Source organism: Microbacterium sp. LWH13-1.2, from assembly GCF_038397735.1.
Lineage (GTDB): Bacteria > Actinomycetota > Actinomycetes > Actinomycetales > Microbacteriaceae > Microbacterium.
On the sequence record NZ_CP151635.1, the window covers coordinates 3373207 to 3389586 of the forward strand.

Below are 16380 nucleotides of genomic sequence, written 5' to 3' on the forward strand. Positions count from 1 at the left end.
ATTCCCCCAGACCGACTCGACTCCGGACCCCACGCCCGACTCCCCCCAGGCGACCCGACCTCGCCGTCGGCGTGGAAAGGTGATCGGCTGGATCAGCGCGCTCATCGTCGTGGCCCTGGTCGCCGTCGGGGCGATCGCCTACGCGCAGCTGCAGGGCAACGTCAGCACCGCGCCTCTGCGCTCCGACGACGGTGACGGCGAGCCCGAGCTCGCGACGGGAGACCTGAACATCCTCGTGCTGGGGTCCGACACCCGCGCACTCGCGTCGGGCGGGTTCGGCGAGGATGACGGCAGTCAGCGCAGCGACGCCATGGTCCTCGTGCACATCTCGAGCGACAGCTCGCGGATCGATGCGGTGCAGCTGCCGCGCGACACGCTGACCGACCTGCCCGCCTGCGAGGACACCGGACGGGGGTCGTACGACGGCGGCTACGGGATGCTGAACTCCGCGCTGGAGTACGGACCCGCCTGCTCCGTCGCGGCGGTCGAGCAGCTCGCCGGCGTGACGATCGACCACTTCGTGCAGATGGACTTCGAAGGCTTCATCGGCGTCGTCGACGCTATGGGCGGCATCGATGTATGCCTCCCGGAAGCCCTGAACGACGGGCACGCGCAGCTCGATCTGCCCGCCGGCGCGCAGTCGATCGACGGCAGCCAGGCGCTCGCACTGGCACGTACGCGGCACGCGCTCGCCGAAGAGAGTGATGTCGCACGTCTCGGGCACCAGCAGATGGTGCTGTCGGCGATCGTGCAGAAGGCGACGAAGTCCGATGTCCTGGTTCGCCCGGATCGTCTGTACGCGTTCCTCGACGCCGCCACCTCGTCGATGACGGTCGACCCCGGTCTCGGTGCTCTGACAGATCTCGCCGGCCTCGCCGCTCGGGTCGCGAACGTGCCCATGAGCAGCGTCACGTTCCTGACGATGCCCACGACCGAGGCCCCGGAGGACGCCAACCGGGTGGTGCCCACCGCAGATGCCGACGTCATCTTCCGTGCTCTCAGAGACGACGTTCCCGTCGTGCTCACGACGGATGCTGTCGAACCGGATGCGACGGTACGCACCGCGCCCATCGAGATCCTCAACGGCGCGGGTGTCGCCGGTCTGGCATCACGCGTCTCGGAGGACGCCACCGCCTACGGATACGCGGTCTCCGGGCTCGCCAACGCGGAGGCCGTCGATGTCACGACGATCGTCGCCGCCGACACCCCCGAGGCGCAGGCGACGGCGCAGGCGCTCGCCACCGAGCTCGGCATCGGCGTGACGGTCACGGTCGGCGACGTCGACGGTGTGCAGCTCCTGCTCGGCGCCGACTACGAGAACCTGACGTCCCAGCCGCAGGCCACCCCGGCACCGTCGCGCCCGGTCGATGCCGTCAACCGCAGCGCCGACACCGACCTCTGCGCGGGCTGATCCGAGCGGATGCAGTGACCGCATCCGTTCGTCTCGTCAGCGCCTGAGATCAGCGCCCGAGATCCGCGACGGTGGGGACGACCGTGGCGTAGAGGTCGGCGATGCCGGCGAGAGCCGCGCGGTGCAGCTGCCCTGCGGGAACGTCGCCGGCGACCGACGGAAGGCTGCGGGTGGCGGTCGCGGCGGCGACGACGGTGGGCCGGTTGCCGCGCAGGAACGCGCCCTCGGTCGTGTAGGTCACGCACATGTGGGTCATGAACCCGGCGATCACGACGTCTTCGTGACCCGCGGCGTCGACGAGGTCGCCGAGTTCGGTGCCCACGAACGAGTTCGGTGCCTTCTTGACGACCACGGCCTCGCCGTCGCGCGGAGCGACGCGCTCGTGGATCGCTCCGATGTCCTCGCGGATGTCGTACGCCGATCCGGCGCCGCCGTCGTGCTGCACGTGGATGACCGTCGCCCCTGACTCGCGGGCCTGGGCGAGCAGGTCGGCCGCGGCATCGAGAGCAGCATCCCAGCCCTCGAGCTCCATCTCGCCGCGCGTGTAGGTGTTCTGGAAGTCGACGAGCACGACGGTCGAGGTCGCGAGGGTCGCGGGCTGGTCGGCGACGCCGCTGAGTGCGCGGAGGGTGGCGGAGGTGGTCATGGGCGACTCGTCTCGATCGTGATGCTGTCGGTGGCGTGGTCGGGCGCGGTGCGACGTGACAGGGCGTTGCCGACGAGGCGGATCACCAGGGCGAGCACGATGAACGCGACCAGAAGCCCGGCACAGTAGGCGGCGACGCCACCGTATCCGCCGACCGCTGCCGGGTTGAAGAAGGGGTAGCAGTAGAAGCCGGTGATCGCGCCCCGCACGACGGAGTAGATCGTGTAGACGACGGGCACGAGCACCCAGAGCCAGGCCGTACGCATCGCGAGTCGACGCCGCGGAGGCATCAGCATCCAGTCGATCACGACGGCGAGCGGCATGACCATGTGATGCACGACGTTGGTCCAGGGCAGCAGGCCGCCGAGATCCGCACCCGAGAGCAGGGTGTTGAACACGATGCCGACGAAGGCCATGTAGACGACGGATGCTCCGCGCACTGCCTCCCAGCGGGCACTGCTCTCGCCGCGGCGCAGGATCTTGACCGCACCGACGATGAACACCACGCTCGCGAACAAGTTGCTGAGCGTCGTGAAGTAGCTGAAGAAGTTCACGAGACCGAAGTCGGTCTGAATCGCGATCACGAGCTGCGTGACGACTCCCGCGAGCGATGCCGCGGCCAGAATCAGGCGGAGGGCGACGGCCGCGGTGTGTCTCATGCGGCCAGAATACTGGGCGCGGGGTCCGGGAGACCGTCTTCAGCGCATCGATCGGAATGCTCGACCCCCCTCCGCTGCGGGGCGGGCAGACTGGAGGGGACTTCCTTTCGTGATCCCAGGAGACGCAATGCCGGAACAGCCTCGTCGAACCCCCAGCCAAGCAGTGCTCACCGTCGAGCAGGTGGAGCAGATCAGCCCCGACCTGGTGCGGGTCACGGCCGGCGGCGACGGGTACGCGGACTTCACCGACAACGTCTACACCGACAAGTACGTCAAGATCCTCTTCGCCGACCCGCGTCACGGGCTCACCCCGCCGTACGACCTGGCGCAGCTGCGCAAGGAGAGTCCCGAGAAGCTGCCCACCCGACGCACCTACACGGTGCGCTCGTCCGACCCGGAGGAGCGCCGACTCGTCATCGACTTCGTGGTGCACGGTGACGAGGGCGTCGCGGGTCCCTGGGCTCGACAGGCGCAGCCGGGCGACACGATCGTCGTCAGCGGTGCGGGCGGCGGCTACCTCCCCGAGCCCGAGCTGCCGTGGCACCTGCTCATCGGCGACCACACGGCTCTACCCGCGATCTCGTCGGCCATCGAGGCGATGCCGGCGGATGCTGTCGGGCACGTCGTCCTGACGGTGGCGGACCCGGCGGATCGCATCCTCCCCGACGCCCCCTCGGGAGTGACTCTGCGCTGGACCGAGACCGACGACGAGTTGCTCGCGATCCTCGCCGATCTGCCGTGGGCCGACGGGCATCCGGGAGTCTTCGCGCACGGTGAGCGGGGAACCATCAAAGAGGTCCGTGCCCTGCTCACGCAGCGCGACGTTCCGCGAGAGCGACTGTCGATCTCGGCCTACTGGGCGCGAGGCCGCGCGGAGGATCAGTTCCAGGCCGAGAAGCGCGAGCCCATCGGCCAGATCGAGTAGTCGGCCGCTGGTCAGAAGCCCTCGGGCTCCCGCGGCGTGTACGCGGCCTGCAGCGCCTCGAGCTCGGAATCCTCGAGATGGATGCCGACGGCGGCGACCGCATCGTCGATGTGGCCGGCCTTCGTCGCGCCGACGATAGGCGCGGTCACGGCGGACTGCTGCGCGACCCACGCGAGTGCGATCTGTGCGCGCGAGACGCCGCGCGCCTCGGCCACGCGAGCGACCGCATCCACGATGGCGCGATTCGACTCCTCCTCACGCCGGTAGAGCGTCGCGCCGAAGGCATCCGTCGCGGTCCGCGTGGTCTTCTCGTCCCAGTCGCGCGTGAGTCTGCCTCGCGCCAGGGGCGACCACGGCAGCACGCCGACGCCCGAGTCGAGGCAGAACGGATGCATCTCCCGCTCTTCCTCGCGCTGCAGCAGGTTGTATTGATCCTGCATCGAGACGAACCGCGTCCAGCCGTTCTGCGCGGCTGTGTGCTGGGCCTTCGCGAACTGCCACGCCCACATCGACGACGCACCGATGTACCGGGCCTTGCCCGAGCGGACGACGTCGTTCAGCGCCTCCATCGTCTCCTCGATCGGCGTCTGCGGGTCCCAGCGGTGGATCTGGTACAGATCGACGTGGTCGGTCCCGAGTCGTCTCAGGCTCGCATCGATCCCCGACAGGATGTGCGCACGACTGAGGCCGGCCTGGTTCGCACCCGGTCCCATGCGCCCGTGCACCTTGGTCGCGATCACGATCTCGTCGCGGCGGGCGAAGTCGCCGAGTGCCCGACCGACGAACTCCTCACTCGTGCCGTCGGAATACACGTCAGCGGTGTCGAACGTCGTGATCCCGGCCTCGATCGCCTGCCTGATCAGAGGGCGGCTGGTCTCCTCGTCGAGCGACCACCCGTGCGCCCCTCGGTCCGGTGCGCCGAAGCTCATGCATCCGAGCACTACCTTCGAGATCCTGAGTCCTGAGCCGCCGAGTCTCACGCTGTCCGCTGTGTCGAGCATCCGAAATCTCCCTCGAGTCGTGGTCTGAGGTCGATGCTCTCACGGGGTGTGCACTGTCGGGCGCGTCGTACGAGACCTGGGTGCTGACCGACGTCGGTCAGGCGTCGACCGGTGAAACCTCTTTCGCCAACGCCTTCTCGCGTCCGCGCTTGCAGATCCATATCATGGCGTAGGCGACGATGAGCGCGCCCACGATGTACAGGGTGATCCAGAGTCCGCCGTTCGGGTCGAGGGCGAATTGCACGGACTCGTCGGCTTGCGAGTTCTTGCGCCCGCCGCCGAGCACGAGGAACCAGAACAGGCCGAACAGCAGTGAGGCGATCGTCGCGAGCCAGGCGAAGAATCCGCCGGCCGAGTAGCGGCGGAAGACGGTGAGCAGCACGGCGAGGAGCAGCACGAGGATGTGCCCGCCGACGATGGCGAGGAACGCGGGATCGGCGGCAGCTGCGGCGAAGTCCATGGGGAGCCTTTCGAGAACTCGTTCGTCGCGCCTCCGGGTCGGCTGCGCGTCCTCTTCCTAAGACGAACGCACCCCGCGGAGTGTGACAAAACCGCACACCACCTCGCTCGACGGCCCGGCGGGAGGGAATCATCCTCGTCCTGAGCAGAGCTGTCAACCGCCCTGCGCTCGCCGCGGTTCGCACGGATCATGGTGAATCGGAAGAAACCAGAGGAGGGCACCATGTCGAACGTCGACGCTTTCGCCAACAGCTTCCCCCCGAACATGCCGGGCATCCCGCCGGTCGATGACTTCTCCGACGGCACGTTCCCCACGAACACCGATCAGCCGGAGACGCAGGGCGAGGATGCTCTCGAGGCTGAGCTGGGCGACGACGGCCAGGGTGACCTCGACGTGGAGGATGAACCGGATGCCGGCGGCGGAGACGCACCGCGAGACCTCCGCGACGGCAGCGAATGAGCGGCGCCGAGCACGATGACACCGTCACGCCAGACGGGGCGTCACCATCTGCCGAGGACATCGCCGCACTGATCGATGAGCGGGACGGCGACGATCCCGGGCAGGTCGCGGACACTCCTGCGGGAGGGGCCGGCGCAGATTCCGGCGGGTCCGGTCCCGTGCGCGTCGACCCGTCGTCGGCGGCATCCGTGCCCGACGAATCGGTGCACAACGACGAACCGGGCGTGGGCACCCGCCGCTCGGATCGGTGACGGCAGCACGACCTTCCGCAGCGCGAAGAGCCGTCGTAGGCTTCTGCGGTGAGCGACGCACTGGATGACGGCCCCTTCTTCCACGGCACCAAGGCGGACCTGCGACCGGGCGATCTGCTGACGGCGGGGTTCCCCTCGAACTACCGCCCCGAGATCGTCATGAACCACATCTACTTCACGGCTGTGGCGGATGGCGCCGGGCTCGCGGCTGAGCTCGCGCCCGGCGACCAGGATCCGCGCGTCTACGAGGTGGAGGTGACCGGCGAGTTCGAGAACGATCCGAACGTGACCGACAAGAAGTTCCCGGGCAACCCGACCCGGTCGTACCGCAGCAGTGCGCCGCTGCGGGTGATCCGCGAAGTGCACGACTGGACCCGTTTGACGCCTGAGGCACTCGCCACCTGGCGGGAGCGGCTGGCCGCCATCCGCGACGACGAGCGCGGCGAGATCATCAACTGAGCCGAGTCAGCGGCGGTCGAGGCGACGCGCGAGGGCGGCGAGCGCGCGGTCGATCACGACGAACACCAGGCCGACGACGACGAGAGCCAGCGTCAGCGCCACGATCCACTGGGCGACGCCGCCGACTCCGAGAGCGTCGACGTCCATGAACGGATACGGGTACTTCTGACCGGGCGTGAACTCCCCGCCGACAGCTCCGTAGATGAAGGCCCACACCAGGTACGCATACGGGATGAGCGTCCACAGCAGAGGGTCGATCCAGCGGAACGATCCCTTCGGCACGAAGAGCAGCCAATCCACGATCACCAGGAGAGGCGTGATGATGTGGATGAGGTTGTCGGTCAACGAGAAGATGTCGGAGTCACCGTCGGCGAACCTCGTCGGCACCAGGACGACCAGATAGATGAGCATCGTGACGGTGATCGCCATCATCACGGCACCGCTTGCTCGGGCGCTCGGAGTCGACGTGCCGGACGGGCCGCGGCGAGCCAGATCCTGAGCGGTGCGGACGACGAGCAGTGCGACCCAGACGAGGCAGAGCAGGTTGCTGACCATCGTGTAGAACAGCAGCGTCGTCCAGTTGGGAGCACCGGTCAGCACGTCGGAGTGCCGGATCACGCCGGTGATGATGACCGCGAGCGCGAGGATGCGGTAGACCAGTGCGACCGGACGCGAGTTCAGTGCGGCATGGGCGAACAGCGGAGTGCGCGAGGGGGCGGAATCCGGGAGGGCGGAAGCCGCGGACGGGGATACAACGGCTTTCGACATACTTCGAGGCTACGCGCCTTCGCGGGGCGTCACCTGCGGCCGCCCCGGAACGCGCTCGACGGATTCCGGTATGGCGATCGTGTCCGGTCGGGCGGGCATGAGCGGTGGGCGAATGATCAGCGCCGCACCGGATCGGAATCGCCGTCGAGGAAGCGCTCGAGGTCGCGCAGCGTGGGCGCCGCCTCCCAGTCGCCCGGTACGAGGCACGCCATCGCGCCGCACGCGTTCGCGCGGCGCAGGATCGCGTCGAGGTCGAGTCCGTCGAGCAGTCCGCTCAGGTATCCGGCGACGAACGCATCGCCCGCGCCGACGGTGTCGACCGGGGTGATCGTGAACCCGGAGCCGGCGACCTCGGCATCCGCGGCGAACACGGAGGCGCCGTCCGGACCGAGTTTCAGCACTGTCGTCGCGCATCCGGCATCGCGAAGAGAGGCGGCGGCATCCGCAGCTGACGAGCCCGGGTACAGGATCGCGAACTCCTCTTCGCCGCCGAAGACGATGTCGGAACGCTCCGCGAGCTCGCGGAGCACAGGACCTGCGACCGCGGGTGATGCCAGCGCGGAGCGGTAGTTGATGTCGAAGCTGACGATCGCACCGCCGGCCCGCGCGCGATCGATCGCCGCGTGCAGAGCCGTCCGAGCGGTGTTCGACAGCAGGGGAGTGATGCCGGTGATGTGCAGCAGCGTTGCGCCCTCGACCCAGCCGTCGGGCAGGTCGTCCGGGTGCAGACGGGAGCCCGCAGACCCCGCACGGTAGTAGTGCACGGCGGTGGATGCGGCGGAGGGCCGCTCCTTCACCATCAGGCCGGTCGCGGCATCCGGGTCGACGATCGCCCGCACCTCGACGCCGTCACCGCGGATCTCCCGCGCGACGCGCTCGCCGAGGGAGTCGTCTCCGACGCGGCCGAGCCACGAGCTCTGCACACCGAGGCGAGCGAGCCCGATCGCGACATTGCTCTCGGCGCCGCCGATGCCGAACGCCATCGAGTTCGCGTGCCGCAGGGATCCGATCTCGGTCGTGCGCACGAGCGCCATGGTCTCACCGAGCGTGACGACCGAGGGCGACGAAGTGGTCACTCGCCGCTCCGTGCGCAGACCTCGACGAATGCCGCAGCCCGCTCACGCAGCGCCGTGAGGTCTCCGCCGGCGAAGGCGTCGCCCAGCAGCGGGCCGCCCACGCTGACCGCGACCGCACCGGCACGCAGCCAGGCTTCGGCCCCGGCGAGGTCGACGCCGCCCGAGGGCACCGCGACCAGGTCGGGGAACGGCCCGCGAAGATCCTTGAGGTACGAGGGGCCGACCTGCCCTGCCGGGAAGACCTTGACCGCAGAGGCGCCCGCCGACCACGAGGCGAACAGCTCGGTCGGCGTGAGCCCGCCCGGGACGATCGGCACTCCGGCATCCGTCGCCTGGGTGACGAAGTCGGTCGAGGTGATCGGCGTCACGATGTAGGCCGCGCCCACCTCGATCGCCCGCGCCAGGTCACCGGTGTTCGTGACGGTGCCGATGCCGAGGTCGATCGTGTCACCGAATCGTGCGAGCAGGGTCGGGAAGTGCTCGAACGTGCCGGGCGTGGTCAGCGTCAGCTCGACGCTGCGGATGCCGGCGTCGACGAGCACGTCGAGCACGGCGTCGTAGTCTTCCGCACGCTTCGCCCGGGCGACGACGATCAGACGCGAGTCGACCGTGCGCTGAGGCAGGGCGACCCGTCGAGTCTCACCGGTCATGGCCTCACCAGTCATGGACGGTCCCGTCGAGCAGACGGTTCACCGGCAGGTAGGCCTTGGTGTACTCGTGGCCGGCCGCGGCATCCTCATCGAGGTCGACTCCGAGTCCGGGCTTGTCGCCCGGGTGCAGGAAGCCCTTGTCGAACGTGAAGGACGTCTGGAACACCTCGAGCGTCTGCTCGTTGTGCGGCATGTACTCCTGGATGCCGAAGTTGTGGATCGCGAGGTCGAGGTGCAGGGCTGCGGCCATGCCGACGGGCGAGATGTCGGTCGGACCGTGGATGCCCGACTTGATGCCGTAGATCGCGGCGAAGTCGAGCAGCTTCTTCATGGCCGTGATGCCACCGGTGTGCGTGACCGCCGAGCGCACGTAGTCGATCAGACGCTCGGTGATGAGGGTCTGGTAGTCGAAGACCGAGTTGAAGACCTCGCCGATCGCGAGCGGCGTCGTCGAGTGCTGGCGCACGAGGCGCAGCGCGGTCTGGTCTTCACCGGGAGTGCAGTCCTCGAGCCAGAACAGGTCGTAGGGCTCGATGTCCTTGGCGAAGCGCGCGGCCTCGATCGGCGACATCCGGTGGTGCCCGTCGTGCAGGATGCGCAGATCGGTGCCGAAGTCCTCGCGGATCTGCGAGAAGATCCCCGGCATGTGGTTGAGGTAGTTGCGGGTGTCCCACGTCTCCTCGCTGGGGCGGTCGCCCGAGCGCTTGGCGGGCTCGTAGTCGTAGCGAACTCCGGGGCCGGTCGACGAGACGCCGTAGATCTGGCCGAGCCCGGGCACACCGGTCTGCACGCGCACGGCGGTGTAGCCGAGCTCTTCATAGCCGGTGATGGCGTTCTTGAGCGCGGCGTAGTCGGTGCCGGAGGCGTGGGCGTACACGCGGACGCCCTCGCGGCTGGCGCCGCCGAGCAGCTGGTACAACGGCATCCCGGCCTTCTTGGCCTTGATGTCCCACAGCGCCATGTCGACCGCGGCGATCGCCGCCATGGTCACCGGGCCGCGGCGCCAGTACGGGCCGCGGTAGAGGTACTGCCAGGTGTCCTCGATGCGGTCCTCGTCGCGTCCGACGAGCATCGAGGCGACGTGGTCGGAGAGGTACGAGGCGACGGCGAGCTCGCGTCCGTTGAGCGTGGCGTCGCCCAGGCCGACGATGCCGTCGGAGGTCGTGATCTTGAGCGTGACGAAGTTTCGTCCGGGGCTGGTGATGTTGACGTCGACGATCTCGATGGTCATGTCGTTCTCCTGAAGAAGCGGGTCTGAGTGGGGGTGCGGGCGTTCGGGCGCCCGCACCCCGGGTCGTGATGTGCGGGCTATCAGATAGCGTCGCGGGGGTCCGTCAGGTCGCGGCCGGCGACCTCGGGCATCCAGATCGATGCGATCAGCGCGCTCAGCGTGAAGATGAACAGCATGATGATGATCGGGATGAACGAGCCGGTGACGGCCGACACCCACGCGGCGGCGATGACGGGGCCCGCACCGGTCGCGATGATGGCGGCGATCTCACGTGCCATGGCCGTGAACGTGTAGCGGTTGCGCGCACCGAACAGCTCGGGGAGCGTGAGGTTCTCGAGCGACGCGAAGCTCATCACCGCGAGGTTGTGCAGCACGACATATCCGATGAAGACCTGCACCGTGACGCCGCTGCTGATCATGAGGATCGTCGGGATGATGATGATCAGCGCGACGATCGACCAGATCATGTACATGCGCTTGCGGCCGAAGCGGTCGCCGAGCCAGCCCGACAGCGGCACGGTGATGAAGGCGACGAGCGACGAGACGATCACGGCGTTGACGCCGATCGAGCGGTCGAGCAGCAGCACGACGGTGATGTAGCTGATCAGGTAGGTCTGGATCATGCCCGAGTTGCCCGCCTGGCCGAAGCGCAGCAGCAGGGCGATCGAGAACGCCTTCCAGGGCTTGCGGTTCATCGCCTCGAGGGTGCGCACGTCGCCGGTCTCGGTGGCCAGCTGGATCGTCTCTTCGCGCGAGAGCGCCTTGCCGTCGACGACGTCGTCGCGCTCCTCGAAGACCGGGGTCTCCTTGAGGTTGAAGCGCACCCAGATCGCGAAGAGCATGATGATCGCGCTGCCGATGAACGGGATGCGCCATGCCCAGTCGATGACTTCCTGCTCGCTGTAGGCGACGAGGAGGATGGCCCAGATGCCGGATGCGAGCAGGGTTCCGCAGTTCGTGCCGAGCGCGACGAGCGAGGCGATGATGCCACGGCGCTTGGCCGGTGCGTACTCGGCGAGCATGACACCGGCACCCGAGATCTCGGCACCTGCCCCGAACCCCTGTGCGATGCGCAGCAGCACGAGGAGGATCGGTGCGAGCACGCCGACCTGGTTGTACGTCGGCAGGAAGCCGATGAGGGTGGTCGCGAGACCCATCAGGAGGATCGTGTAGAACAGCACCTTCGTGCGGCCGGTCTTGTCACCGAGGCGGGCGAAGAAGAACGCGCCGACCGGGCGGGCGACGTAGCCGACGCCGTAGGTGGCCATCGCGGCGACGACCGCGACGGCCGGGTTCTCGGATGAGAAGAACAGGTCGGCGAACACGAGCGCGGCGGCCAGCGAGTAGAGCTGGTAGTCCATGAACTCGAGCGCGGTGCCGAGCCATCCGGATATGGCCGCGCGCACGAGGTCTTTGACCGACCTCTTCTCGGCGGGATCGGCGGCCGTGGCCGTCGTCTGCGGTTCTGACATGGGAGGTACTCCTTCGGACCAGGAACAGGGTGGGGGTGTCGGGTGCGGCAGGGCCGCCGGGTGGGGGTGTCGCTAGAGGGAGAGCAGGACCTTCGCCGACGCCGACGAGTCGCGGGCGAGCTCGAAGGCCTGCACGGCGTCGGATGCCGGGAGGACGTGGGAGATGACGGAGTCGAGGGCGTCGGACTCCGCAAGCAGGGCGACCGCGTCGTCGATCTCGGTGGAGAAGCGGAAGGCGCCGCGGATCGTGAGCTCCTTCGCGAGCATCGGGGCGAGGTTCACTCCGATGTCGGCGTTGGGGAGCATCCCGACCTGCACGATGGTGCCGGCGCGACGCGCGGCGCGCACCGCCTGCGTGAGTGCGACTCCGACGCCGGAGCACTCGAAGACGACGTCGTACGACTCGTTGTCGATCGTGTCGCGGCCGACGAGCGAGACCTCGGTCGCGCCGAGGGACTTCGCCCGCTCGAGGGGCTCTTCGCGCACATCGCTGGCGCCGACGACCGATGCCCCTGCGTTGACGGCGGCGGCCACGACGAGGAGGCCGATGGGCCCTGCGCCGATCACGAGCACGCGCTTGCCTGCGATGTCGCCGGCGAGGTTCACGGCATGGATCGCGACGGCCAGAGGCTCGGCGAGGGCGGCGCGCTCGAGGGGAAGCGAAGCCGGAAGCACGCGGATCATCTGCTCTTCGACGATCAGCAGTTCGGATGCTCCGCCCTGACGGTGCGGGTTCGCCGCGGCGCTGCCGAAGTAGTCACCGCCGGGGCGCAGGTGCGGGCGGTCTTCGAGACCGGGCACCTCGGGGCCGTAGCGCGCGGGGTGCACGGTGACGGGGGTGCCGGGGGCGAGGCGACCGGACGGATCGAGGTCGACGACACCCGAGAGCTCGTGACCCGGGGTCAGCGGCTCCTGGATCGTGTACTCGCCGTTGGCGCCGTGGAAGTAGTAGTGCAGGTCGGAGCCGCAGATTCCCACGTAGTTCACGCGGAGGCGGACCTCTCCGTCGCCGGGGGTAGGGACCTCGCGGTCTTCCCAGCGGATGTCTTCCTTGCCGTGGATGGCGAGAGCCTTCATGGCTGCAGCTCCTTCTTCGTGGCCTGGGATGCCGAGACGGCATCGGCGATCGCGGCATCGACGCCGCGTCGCTGGATGGTGTCGACGAGCTCGCCGACGCGGGTGATGAACGCATCCTGAGATCCGAGTCCATCACCGAACAGGTGCAGTTCGCCGATCACGCGCTGTGCCAGGTCGCGGCCGTTGCGCGCGCTCGCCGCGTAGCCCGCCAGGCGCTCGCGGGCGCCGTCGGTCATCGCCGCGGCGTGCAGACCGGGGTCGAACCCGGGCAGCGGTGCGATGCATGACAGGTATCCGGCGACGGTGAGCGCGATCAGGTGCGGCATCTCGCCGTTGCCGAGGGCGAGCAGGGCCGGCTCGGGAATGCGCTGGCGCAGCTTCACCGATCCGTCGGTGCCGACCTGGCTGGTGCGGTGGCCCAGGGCGCTGTTGGCCCAGCGCTCGAACAGCTCGGTCTCGTAGGCGCGGATGTCGACGCCGGACGGCACCTCGATCGAGGGCTCGTACTCGTCGCGCAGCACCGCACGCGCTGCACTCTCGATACCGTCGAGTCCGATCGCCTCGGGGATCGTGCCCACTCCGCTGAGTGCGCCGAGATAGGCGATGAGGGAGTGCGTGCCGTTGAGCAGGCGCACCTTCATCTGCTCGTAGCGTCCGACCTCGTCGGTGAACACGGCGCCGCCTGCTTCCCACGCGGGGCGGCCGCCGGCGAAGCGGTCTTCGATCGCCCACATCGTGAACGGCTCGGCGGGCACGGGGATGTCGTCTCGCGCACCGAGCAGGGTGCTGACGCGGGTGCGCAGCTCGGCGGTGGTCGACGGCACGATGCGGTCGACCATGCTCGAGGGGAACGATACGGCGCGGTCGAGGAACGCGAGTGCGTCCGCGCCTTCGGAACCGGGAAGCTCCTGCAGGAACTCGCGGACGAGCTTCTCGGTGTGAGCGCCATTCGATGAGAGGTTGTCGCAGCTGAGGATCGAGATCGGCGCGCCGCCGGCCGCGGCACGGGCCTGCAGGCCGCGGGCGAGCTGGCCGATCGTCGAGCGGGCTGCGCCGCCGCGGAGGTCGGAGCGCACGGTGTCGTCGTCGAGATCGAGATGCTGCGTCGCGGGGGAGTAGCTGTACCCGTTCTCGGTGACCGTGAGGGTGACGATTCGGATGCCGGGGTCGGCGATCTGTGCCACGACGCGCTCGGGCTGCTCGGCGCCGACGAACGCGTCGGTGTGCACGCCGGGGATGGTCAGCGACGTGCTGCCGGGGCTGATGGTCGCGACCGAGTAGAGCATGTCCTGCGCGTGCATCGCGTCGACGATGGAGCGCGAACGCGAGGCGACGCCGACGATTCCCCAGTCGCCGCCGGCGGACTGGAGTGCTGCCGCGGTGTAGACGGCCTGGTGTGCGCGGTGGAAGCTGCCGAGTCCGAGGTGCAGGATGCCTGCAGCGGTCGGGGCGACCAGGGGGGATGCGGTCGCAGAGGTCGTGCGGCGCAGGGCCGGTGCTGGGATGCTCACGCGGTGGCTCCTTCGCTCGGGGCCGCGCACCGCTGAGGGTGATCGGCGTTGATCGTCATGAAAATCAGTGTGCAGCTTTTGTACAAACTTGTCAAGCCGTTTTACATCGAGGGTGAGGATCGTAGGATTGCCTGCGAGGGCGGGAGATCGACATGGCAGCGACGCTGACGGACGTGGCACGACGAGCAGGCGTCTCGATCGCGACCGCCTCCCGCGCGTTCGGAGAGCCGGATCGTCTCGCGCCGCACACCCTCGGTCGCGTCCTCGAAGCCGCGGGGGAGCTCGGCTACTCCACCCCGCAGTCAGCCACCGCCACCCGCACGTTCGGGGTCGTCGTGCCCGACGTGTCGAACCCTGTGTACGCCACGCTGCTCAAGGCGATCCAGGGTCAGGCATGGCATGGTCGCCACCGCATCGTGCTGTTCGACGCCGATGAAGACCTGCGCCGTGAGCGCGAGCAGATCGAGCAGGCCCGCAAGCTCGACGGGATGCTGCTGTGCAGCCCTCGTCTTCCCGATGTCGACGTGCTCGAACTCGTCGGCGACACCCCCTACGTCGTGGTGAACCGCCAGATCGACGGCGCCCCCTGCGTGCTGATGGACACCGAGCACGGGCCGGCGCAGGCGATCGAGCACCTCGCAGCCCTCGGCCACACGCACATCGCCTACGCCGCCGGCCCTCGAGGATCGTGGGCCGACGTGCGCCGAGCAGACACCGTCGCCCGCGCGTGCGAGCGCCACGGCATCCGTCTCACCGGCCTCAGCCACCATGCCGCATCCATCCAGGGCGGCCGCGCTGCCGCCGCCCCGGCAGCAGCGAGCGGTGCCACGGCCGTGATCGCCTACAACGACCTCGTCGCGCTCGGACTCGAGGCAGGCCTGCTCGAGCTCGGCAAGCGCTGCCCCGCCGACATCAGCATCGTGGGCATCGACGACATCGATCTGGCCGGCGCGGTCACGCCAGCACTCACGACGGTGCGGATGCCGATCGAACGCAGCGGTGCGCTCGCTGTGGATCTCCTGCTGCAGGCGATGAACGGCTCGGCGATCGACGACGTCGTGACGCTGGGGTCTCAGCTGATCGTGCGCGCCTCGACCGCGGCTCCTTCCGCCTGATCTCCGACGGGCCGACAGTGACGCCTCGGGCGCTCATCGCCCGAGCTCCACCGCGGCGATCGGCATTCGTCTGGGCAGACCCTCGATTCGCACGATGACTCAGGTAAGGCTACCCTTATCGAGTCCCCCCGAATGAAGGAGTCGTTGTGCAGCAGCGTGCCGTGTTCACTCTCGTCCTCGCCGCGGCGCTCACGGTCGGACTCGCAGGATGCGGCGCCTCGGAGGCGGTCGAGCCGGAAGCGACCGCTGCATCGGGGGAGGGAGCGACTATCTACCCTCTCACCATCGACAACTGCGGCGTCGAGGTGACCGTCGACGCTGCGCCGCAACGAGTCGTTTCACTCGATCAGAACTCGACCGAGATCCTTCTGTCTCTGGGTCTCGAGGATCGCCTGGTGGGCACTGCGTCATGGACCGATCCCGTGCTCGACTCCCTCGCGGATGCGAACGCCGATGTTCCGCGACTCGCGGACAATGCGCCGACCTACGAGGTCGCGTTGGGCGCCGATCCGGACTTCGTCACCGCCTCTTTCGGTCGACATTTCGCGGAGGGCGGCGTCGCGACGCGAGAGCGGTTCGCTGAGACGGATGTCTCCACCTACCTTTCGCCTACGGACTGCGACAACGGGACCAGCATCAACGGAGGCGGAACACGCACGACACCGCTCACGATCGATGCTCTCTATGCGGAGATCGCGGAGTTGGGCGAGATCTTCGACGTCTCGAACCGCGCCGACGAACTCATCGCCGACCTGCAGGCGCGTGCCGAGGCGGCGACCACGGGGGTCGATTTCGAGGGCGCCTCGGTGGCCTTCTGGTTCGCAGACACGAAGACGCCGTACGTCGCGGGCGGTCTCGGTTCTGCCGCACTCCTGGCTTCGATGACCGGGCTCGACAATGTGTTCACGGACCTCGATGATGACTGGCCCGCGACCACATGGGAGGAGGTCGCCGATCGCGATCCGCAGATCTTCATCCTCGGCGATCTCCAGCGGGACCGTTTTCCCGGGGACCGCCTGGATGACAAGGTGGCTTTCCTCGAGTCCGACCCGTTGACGAAGACCATCGATGCGGTCGGGCATCAGCGCTACATCGCACTGCACGGGGCGGAGTTGAACCCGTCCATCAGGTTCGTCGACGGCCTCGAGAAGATCAAGGCGTGGTGGGTCGAGCACGAGGGCGAGCTCTGACCCCCACCGCGCTGAGGGG

General features: G+C 68.5%; 18 protein-coding genes. 7 read left to right on the plus strand and 11 right to left on the minus strand.

Features of this window, described 5'->3' with window-relative positions; genetic code table 11:
- Positions 1-79 precede the first annotated feature (79 nt).
- Positions 80-1411, plus strand: a complete 1332-nt coding sequence (locus MRBLWH13_RS16260; protein ID WP_341955954.1) for an LCP family protein — start codon at positions 80-82, stop codon at positions 1409-1411.
- 49 nt (positions 1412-1460) lie between these two features.
- Here the strand turns inward: MRBLWH13_RS16260 and MRBLWH13_RS16265 are convergent, their stop codons facing one another.
- A complete protein-coding gene (locus MRBLWH13_RS16265) occupies positions 1461-2057 on the minus strand; it encodes an isochorismatase family protein (protein WP_341955955.1) in 597 nt (198 codons plus the stop codon).
- A complete protein-coding gene (locus MRBLWH13_RS16270) occupies positions 2054-2716 on the minus strand; it encodes a Pr6Pr family membrane protein (protein ID WP_341955956.1) in 663 nt (220 codons plus the stop codon). The genes MRBLWH13_RS16265 and MRBLWH13_RS16270 overlap by 4 nt, the downstream gene beginning before the upstream one ends.
- Positions 2717-2843: 127 nt before the next feature.
- On the opposite strand from MRBLWH13_RS16270, the gene MRBLWH13_RS16275 reads away from it, so the two are divergent.
- Positions 2844-3641, plus strand: coding sequence for a siderophore-interacting protein (locus MRBLWH13_RS16275; RefSeq protein WP_341955957.1), 798 nt, complete (start codon positions 2844-2846; stop codon positions 3639-3641).
- Between the two features lie 11 nt (positions 3642-3652).
- Here MRBLWH13_RS16275 and MRBLWH13_RS16280 read toward each other — a convergent pair whose 3' ends face one another.
- Both MRBLWH13_RS16280 and MRBLWH13_RS16285 read right to left on the minus strand, forming a co-directional pair.
- Positions 3653-4642 (minus strand): aldo/keto reductase, encoded by a 990-nt coding sequence (locus MRBLWH13_RS16280; RefSeq protein ID WP_341955958.1) that lies wholly within the window; start codon positions 4640-4642, stop codon positions 3653-3655.
- 97 nt (positions 4643-4739) lie between these two features.
- Positions 4740-5102: a hypothetical protein gene (locus MRBLWH13_RS16285; RefSeq protein ID WP_341955959.1), complete on the minus strand. Its 363-nt coding sequence runs from the start codon at positions 5100-5102 to the stop codon at positions 4740-4742.
- 222 nt (positions 5103-5324) lie between these two features.
- Here MRBLWH13_RS16285 and MRBLWH13_RS16290 point away from each other — a divergent pair, with 222 nt between their 5' ends.
- The 3 genes from MRBLWH13_RS16290 to arr are packed head-to-tail and all read left to right on the plus strand — an operon-like array spanning position 5325 to position 6271.
- On the plus strand, positions 5325-5561 hold the full coding sequence (locus MRBLWH13_RS16290; RefSeq protein WP_341955960.1) for a hypothetical protein: 237 nt from the start codon (positions 5325-5327) through the stop codon (positions 5559-5561).
- Positions 5558-5812 carry a hypothetical protein gene (locus MRBLWH13_RS16295; protein WP_341955961.1) on the plus strand — a complete coding sequence of 85 codons (255 nt, stop codon included), beginning with the start codon at positions 5558-5560 and terminating at the stop codon, positions 5810-5812. The genes MRBLWH13_RS16290 and MRBLWH13_RS16295 overlap by 4 nt, the downstream gene beginning before the upstream one ends.
- 48 nt (positions 5813-5860) lie before the next feature.
- Positions 5861-6271 (plus strand): NAD(+)--rifampin ADP-ribosyltransferase, encoded by a 411-nt coding sequence (gene arr, locus MRBLWH13_RS16300; protein WP_341955962.1) that lies wholly within the window; start codon positions 5861-5863, stop codon positions 6269-6271.
- Between the two features lie 6 nt (positions 6272-6277).
- Here arr and MRBLWH13_RS16305 read toward each other — a convergent pair whose 3' ends face one another.
- The 7 genes from MRBLWH13_RS16305 to MRBLWH13_RS16335 all read right to left on the minus strand — a co-directional run bounded on the left by MRBLWH13_RS16305 (position 6278) and on the right by MRBLWH13_RS16335 (position 14056).
- Positions 6278-7039, minus strand: coding sequence for a Pr6Pr family membrane protein (locus MRBLWH13_RS16305; protein WP_341955963.1), 762 nt, complete (start codon positions 7037-7039; stop codon positions 6278-6280).
- Between the two features lie 116 nt (positions 7040-7155).
- Complete coding sequence (locus tag MRBLWH13_RS16310; RefSeq protein WP_341955964.1) at positions 7156-8115, minus strand: sugar kinase; 960 nt, start codon at positions 8113-8115, stop codon at positions 7156-7158.
- The gene (locus MRBLWH13_RS16315) at positions 8112-8780 is read right to left on the minus strand and encodes a bifunctional 4-hydroxy-2-oxoglutarate aldolase/2-dehydro-3-deoxy-phosphogluconate aldolase (protein WP_341955965.1); all 669 of its coding nucleotides are present in this window, start codon (positions 8778-8780) and stop codon (positions 8112-8114) included. The genes MRBLWH13_RS16310 and MRBLWH13_RS16315 overlap by 4 nt, the downstream gene beginning before the upstream one ends.
- Entirely contained in the window at positions 8770-9996 is a 1227-nt protein-coding gene (gene manD, locus MRBLWH13_RS16320; protein WP_259161187.1) for a D-mannonate dehydratase ManD, read from the minus strand. Before manD ends, MRBLWH13_RS16315 begins: the two co-directional genes overlap by 11 nt.
- Positions 9997-10076: 80 nt before the next feature.
- The gene (locus tag MRBLWH13_RS16325) at positions 10077-11468 is read right to left on the minus strand and encodes an MFS transporter (protein ID WP_341955966.1); all 1392 of its coding nucleotides are present in this window, start codon (positions 11466-11468) and stop codon (positions 10077-10079) included.
- Positions 11469-11540: 72 nt separating this feature from the next.
- A complete protein-coding gene (locus MRBLWH13_RS16330; RefSeq protein WP_341955967.1) occupies positions 11541-12545 on the minus strand; it encodes an L-idonate 5-dehydrogenase in 1005 nt (334 codons plus the stop codon).
- Positions 12542-14056: a mannitol dehydrogenase family protein gene (locus MRBLWH13_RS16335; protein ID WP_341955968.1), complete on the minus strand. Its 1515-nt coding sequence runs from the start codon at positions 14054-14056 to the stop codon at positions 12542-12544. Before MRBLWH13_RS16335 ends, MRBLWH13_RS16330 begins: the two co-directional genes overlap by 4 nt.
- 152 nt (positions 14057-14208) lie before the next feature.
- Between MRBLWH13_RS16335 and MRBLWH13_RS16340 the strand changes: the two genes are divergently transcribed.
- Positions 14209-15171, plus strand: a complete 963-nt coding sequence (locus MRBLWH13_RS16340) for a LacI family DNA-binding transcriptional regulator (protein WP_341955969.1) — start codon at positions 14209-14211, stop codon at positions 15169-15171.
- A gap of 146 nt (positions 15172-15317) precedes the next feature.
- Positions 15318-16361 (plus strand): ABC transporter substrate-binding protein, encoded by a 1044-nt coding sequence (locus MRBLWH13_RS16345; RefSeq protein ID WP_194764429.1) that lies wholly within the window; start codon positions 15318-15320, stop codon positions 16359-16361.
- Positions 16362-16380: the final 19 nt, after the last annotated feature.

Bases quoted from the DNA above. Each gene is read 5' to 3' on its own strand.
- MRBLWH13_RS16285 (WP_341955959.1), bottom strand. From the start codon at position 5,102: ATGGACTTCGCCGCAGCTGCCGCCGATCCCGCGTTCCTCGCCATCGTC.
- manD (WP_259161187.1), bottom strand. From the start codon at position 9,996: ATGACCATCGAGATCGTCGACGTCAACATCACCAGCCCCGGACGAAAC.
- MRBLWH13_RS16290 (WP_341955960.1), top strand. From the start codon at position 5,325: ATGTCGAACGTCGACGCTTTCGCCAACAGCTTCCCCCCGAACATGCCG.
- MRBLWH13_RS16305 (WP_341955963.1), bottom strand. From the start codon at position 7,039: ATGTCGAAAGCCGTTGTATCCCCGTCCGCGGCTTCCGCCCTCCCGGAT.
- MRBLWH13_RS16330 (WP_341955967.1), bottom strand. From the start codon at position 12,545: ATGAAGGCTCTCGCCATCCACGGCAAGGAAGACATCCGCTGGGAAGAC.
- MRBLWH13_RS16340 (WP_341955969.1), top strand. From the start codon at position 14,209: ATGGCAGCGACGCTGACGGACGTGGCACGACGAGCAGGCGTCTCGATC.
- MRBLWH13_RS16315 (WP_341955965.1), bottom strand. From the start codon at position 8,780: ATGACTGGTGAGGCCATGACCGGTGAGACTCGACGGGTCGCCCTGCCT.
- MRBLWH13_RS16295 (WP_341955961.1), top strand. From the start codon at position 5,558: ATGAGCGGCGCCGAGCACGATGACACCGTCACGCCAGACGGGGCGTCA.
- MRBLWH13_RS16325 (WP_341955966.1), bottom strand. From the start codon at position 11,468: ATGTCAGAACCGCAGACGACGGCCACGGCCGCCGATCCCGCCGAGAAG.
- MRBLWH13_RS16280 (WP_341955958.1), bottom strand. From the start codon at position 4,642: ATGCTCGACACAGCGGACAGCGTGAGACTCGGCGGCTCAGGACTCAGG.
- MRBLWH13_RS16275 (WP_341955957.1), top strand. From the start codon at position 2,844: ATGCCGGAACAGCCTCGTCGAACCCCCAGCCAAGCAGTGCTCACCGTC.
- MRBLWH13_RS16270 (WP_341955956.1), bottom strand. From the start codon at position 2,716: ATGAGACACACCGCGGCCGTCGCCCTCCGCCTGATTCTGGCCGCGGCA.
- MRBLWH13_RS16265 (WP_341955955.1), bottom strand. From the start codon at position 2,057: ATGACCACCTCCGCCACCCTCCGCGCACTCAGCGGCGTCGCCGACCAG.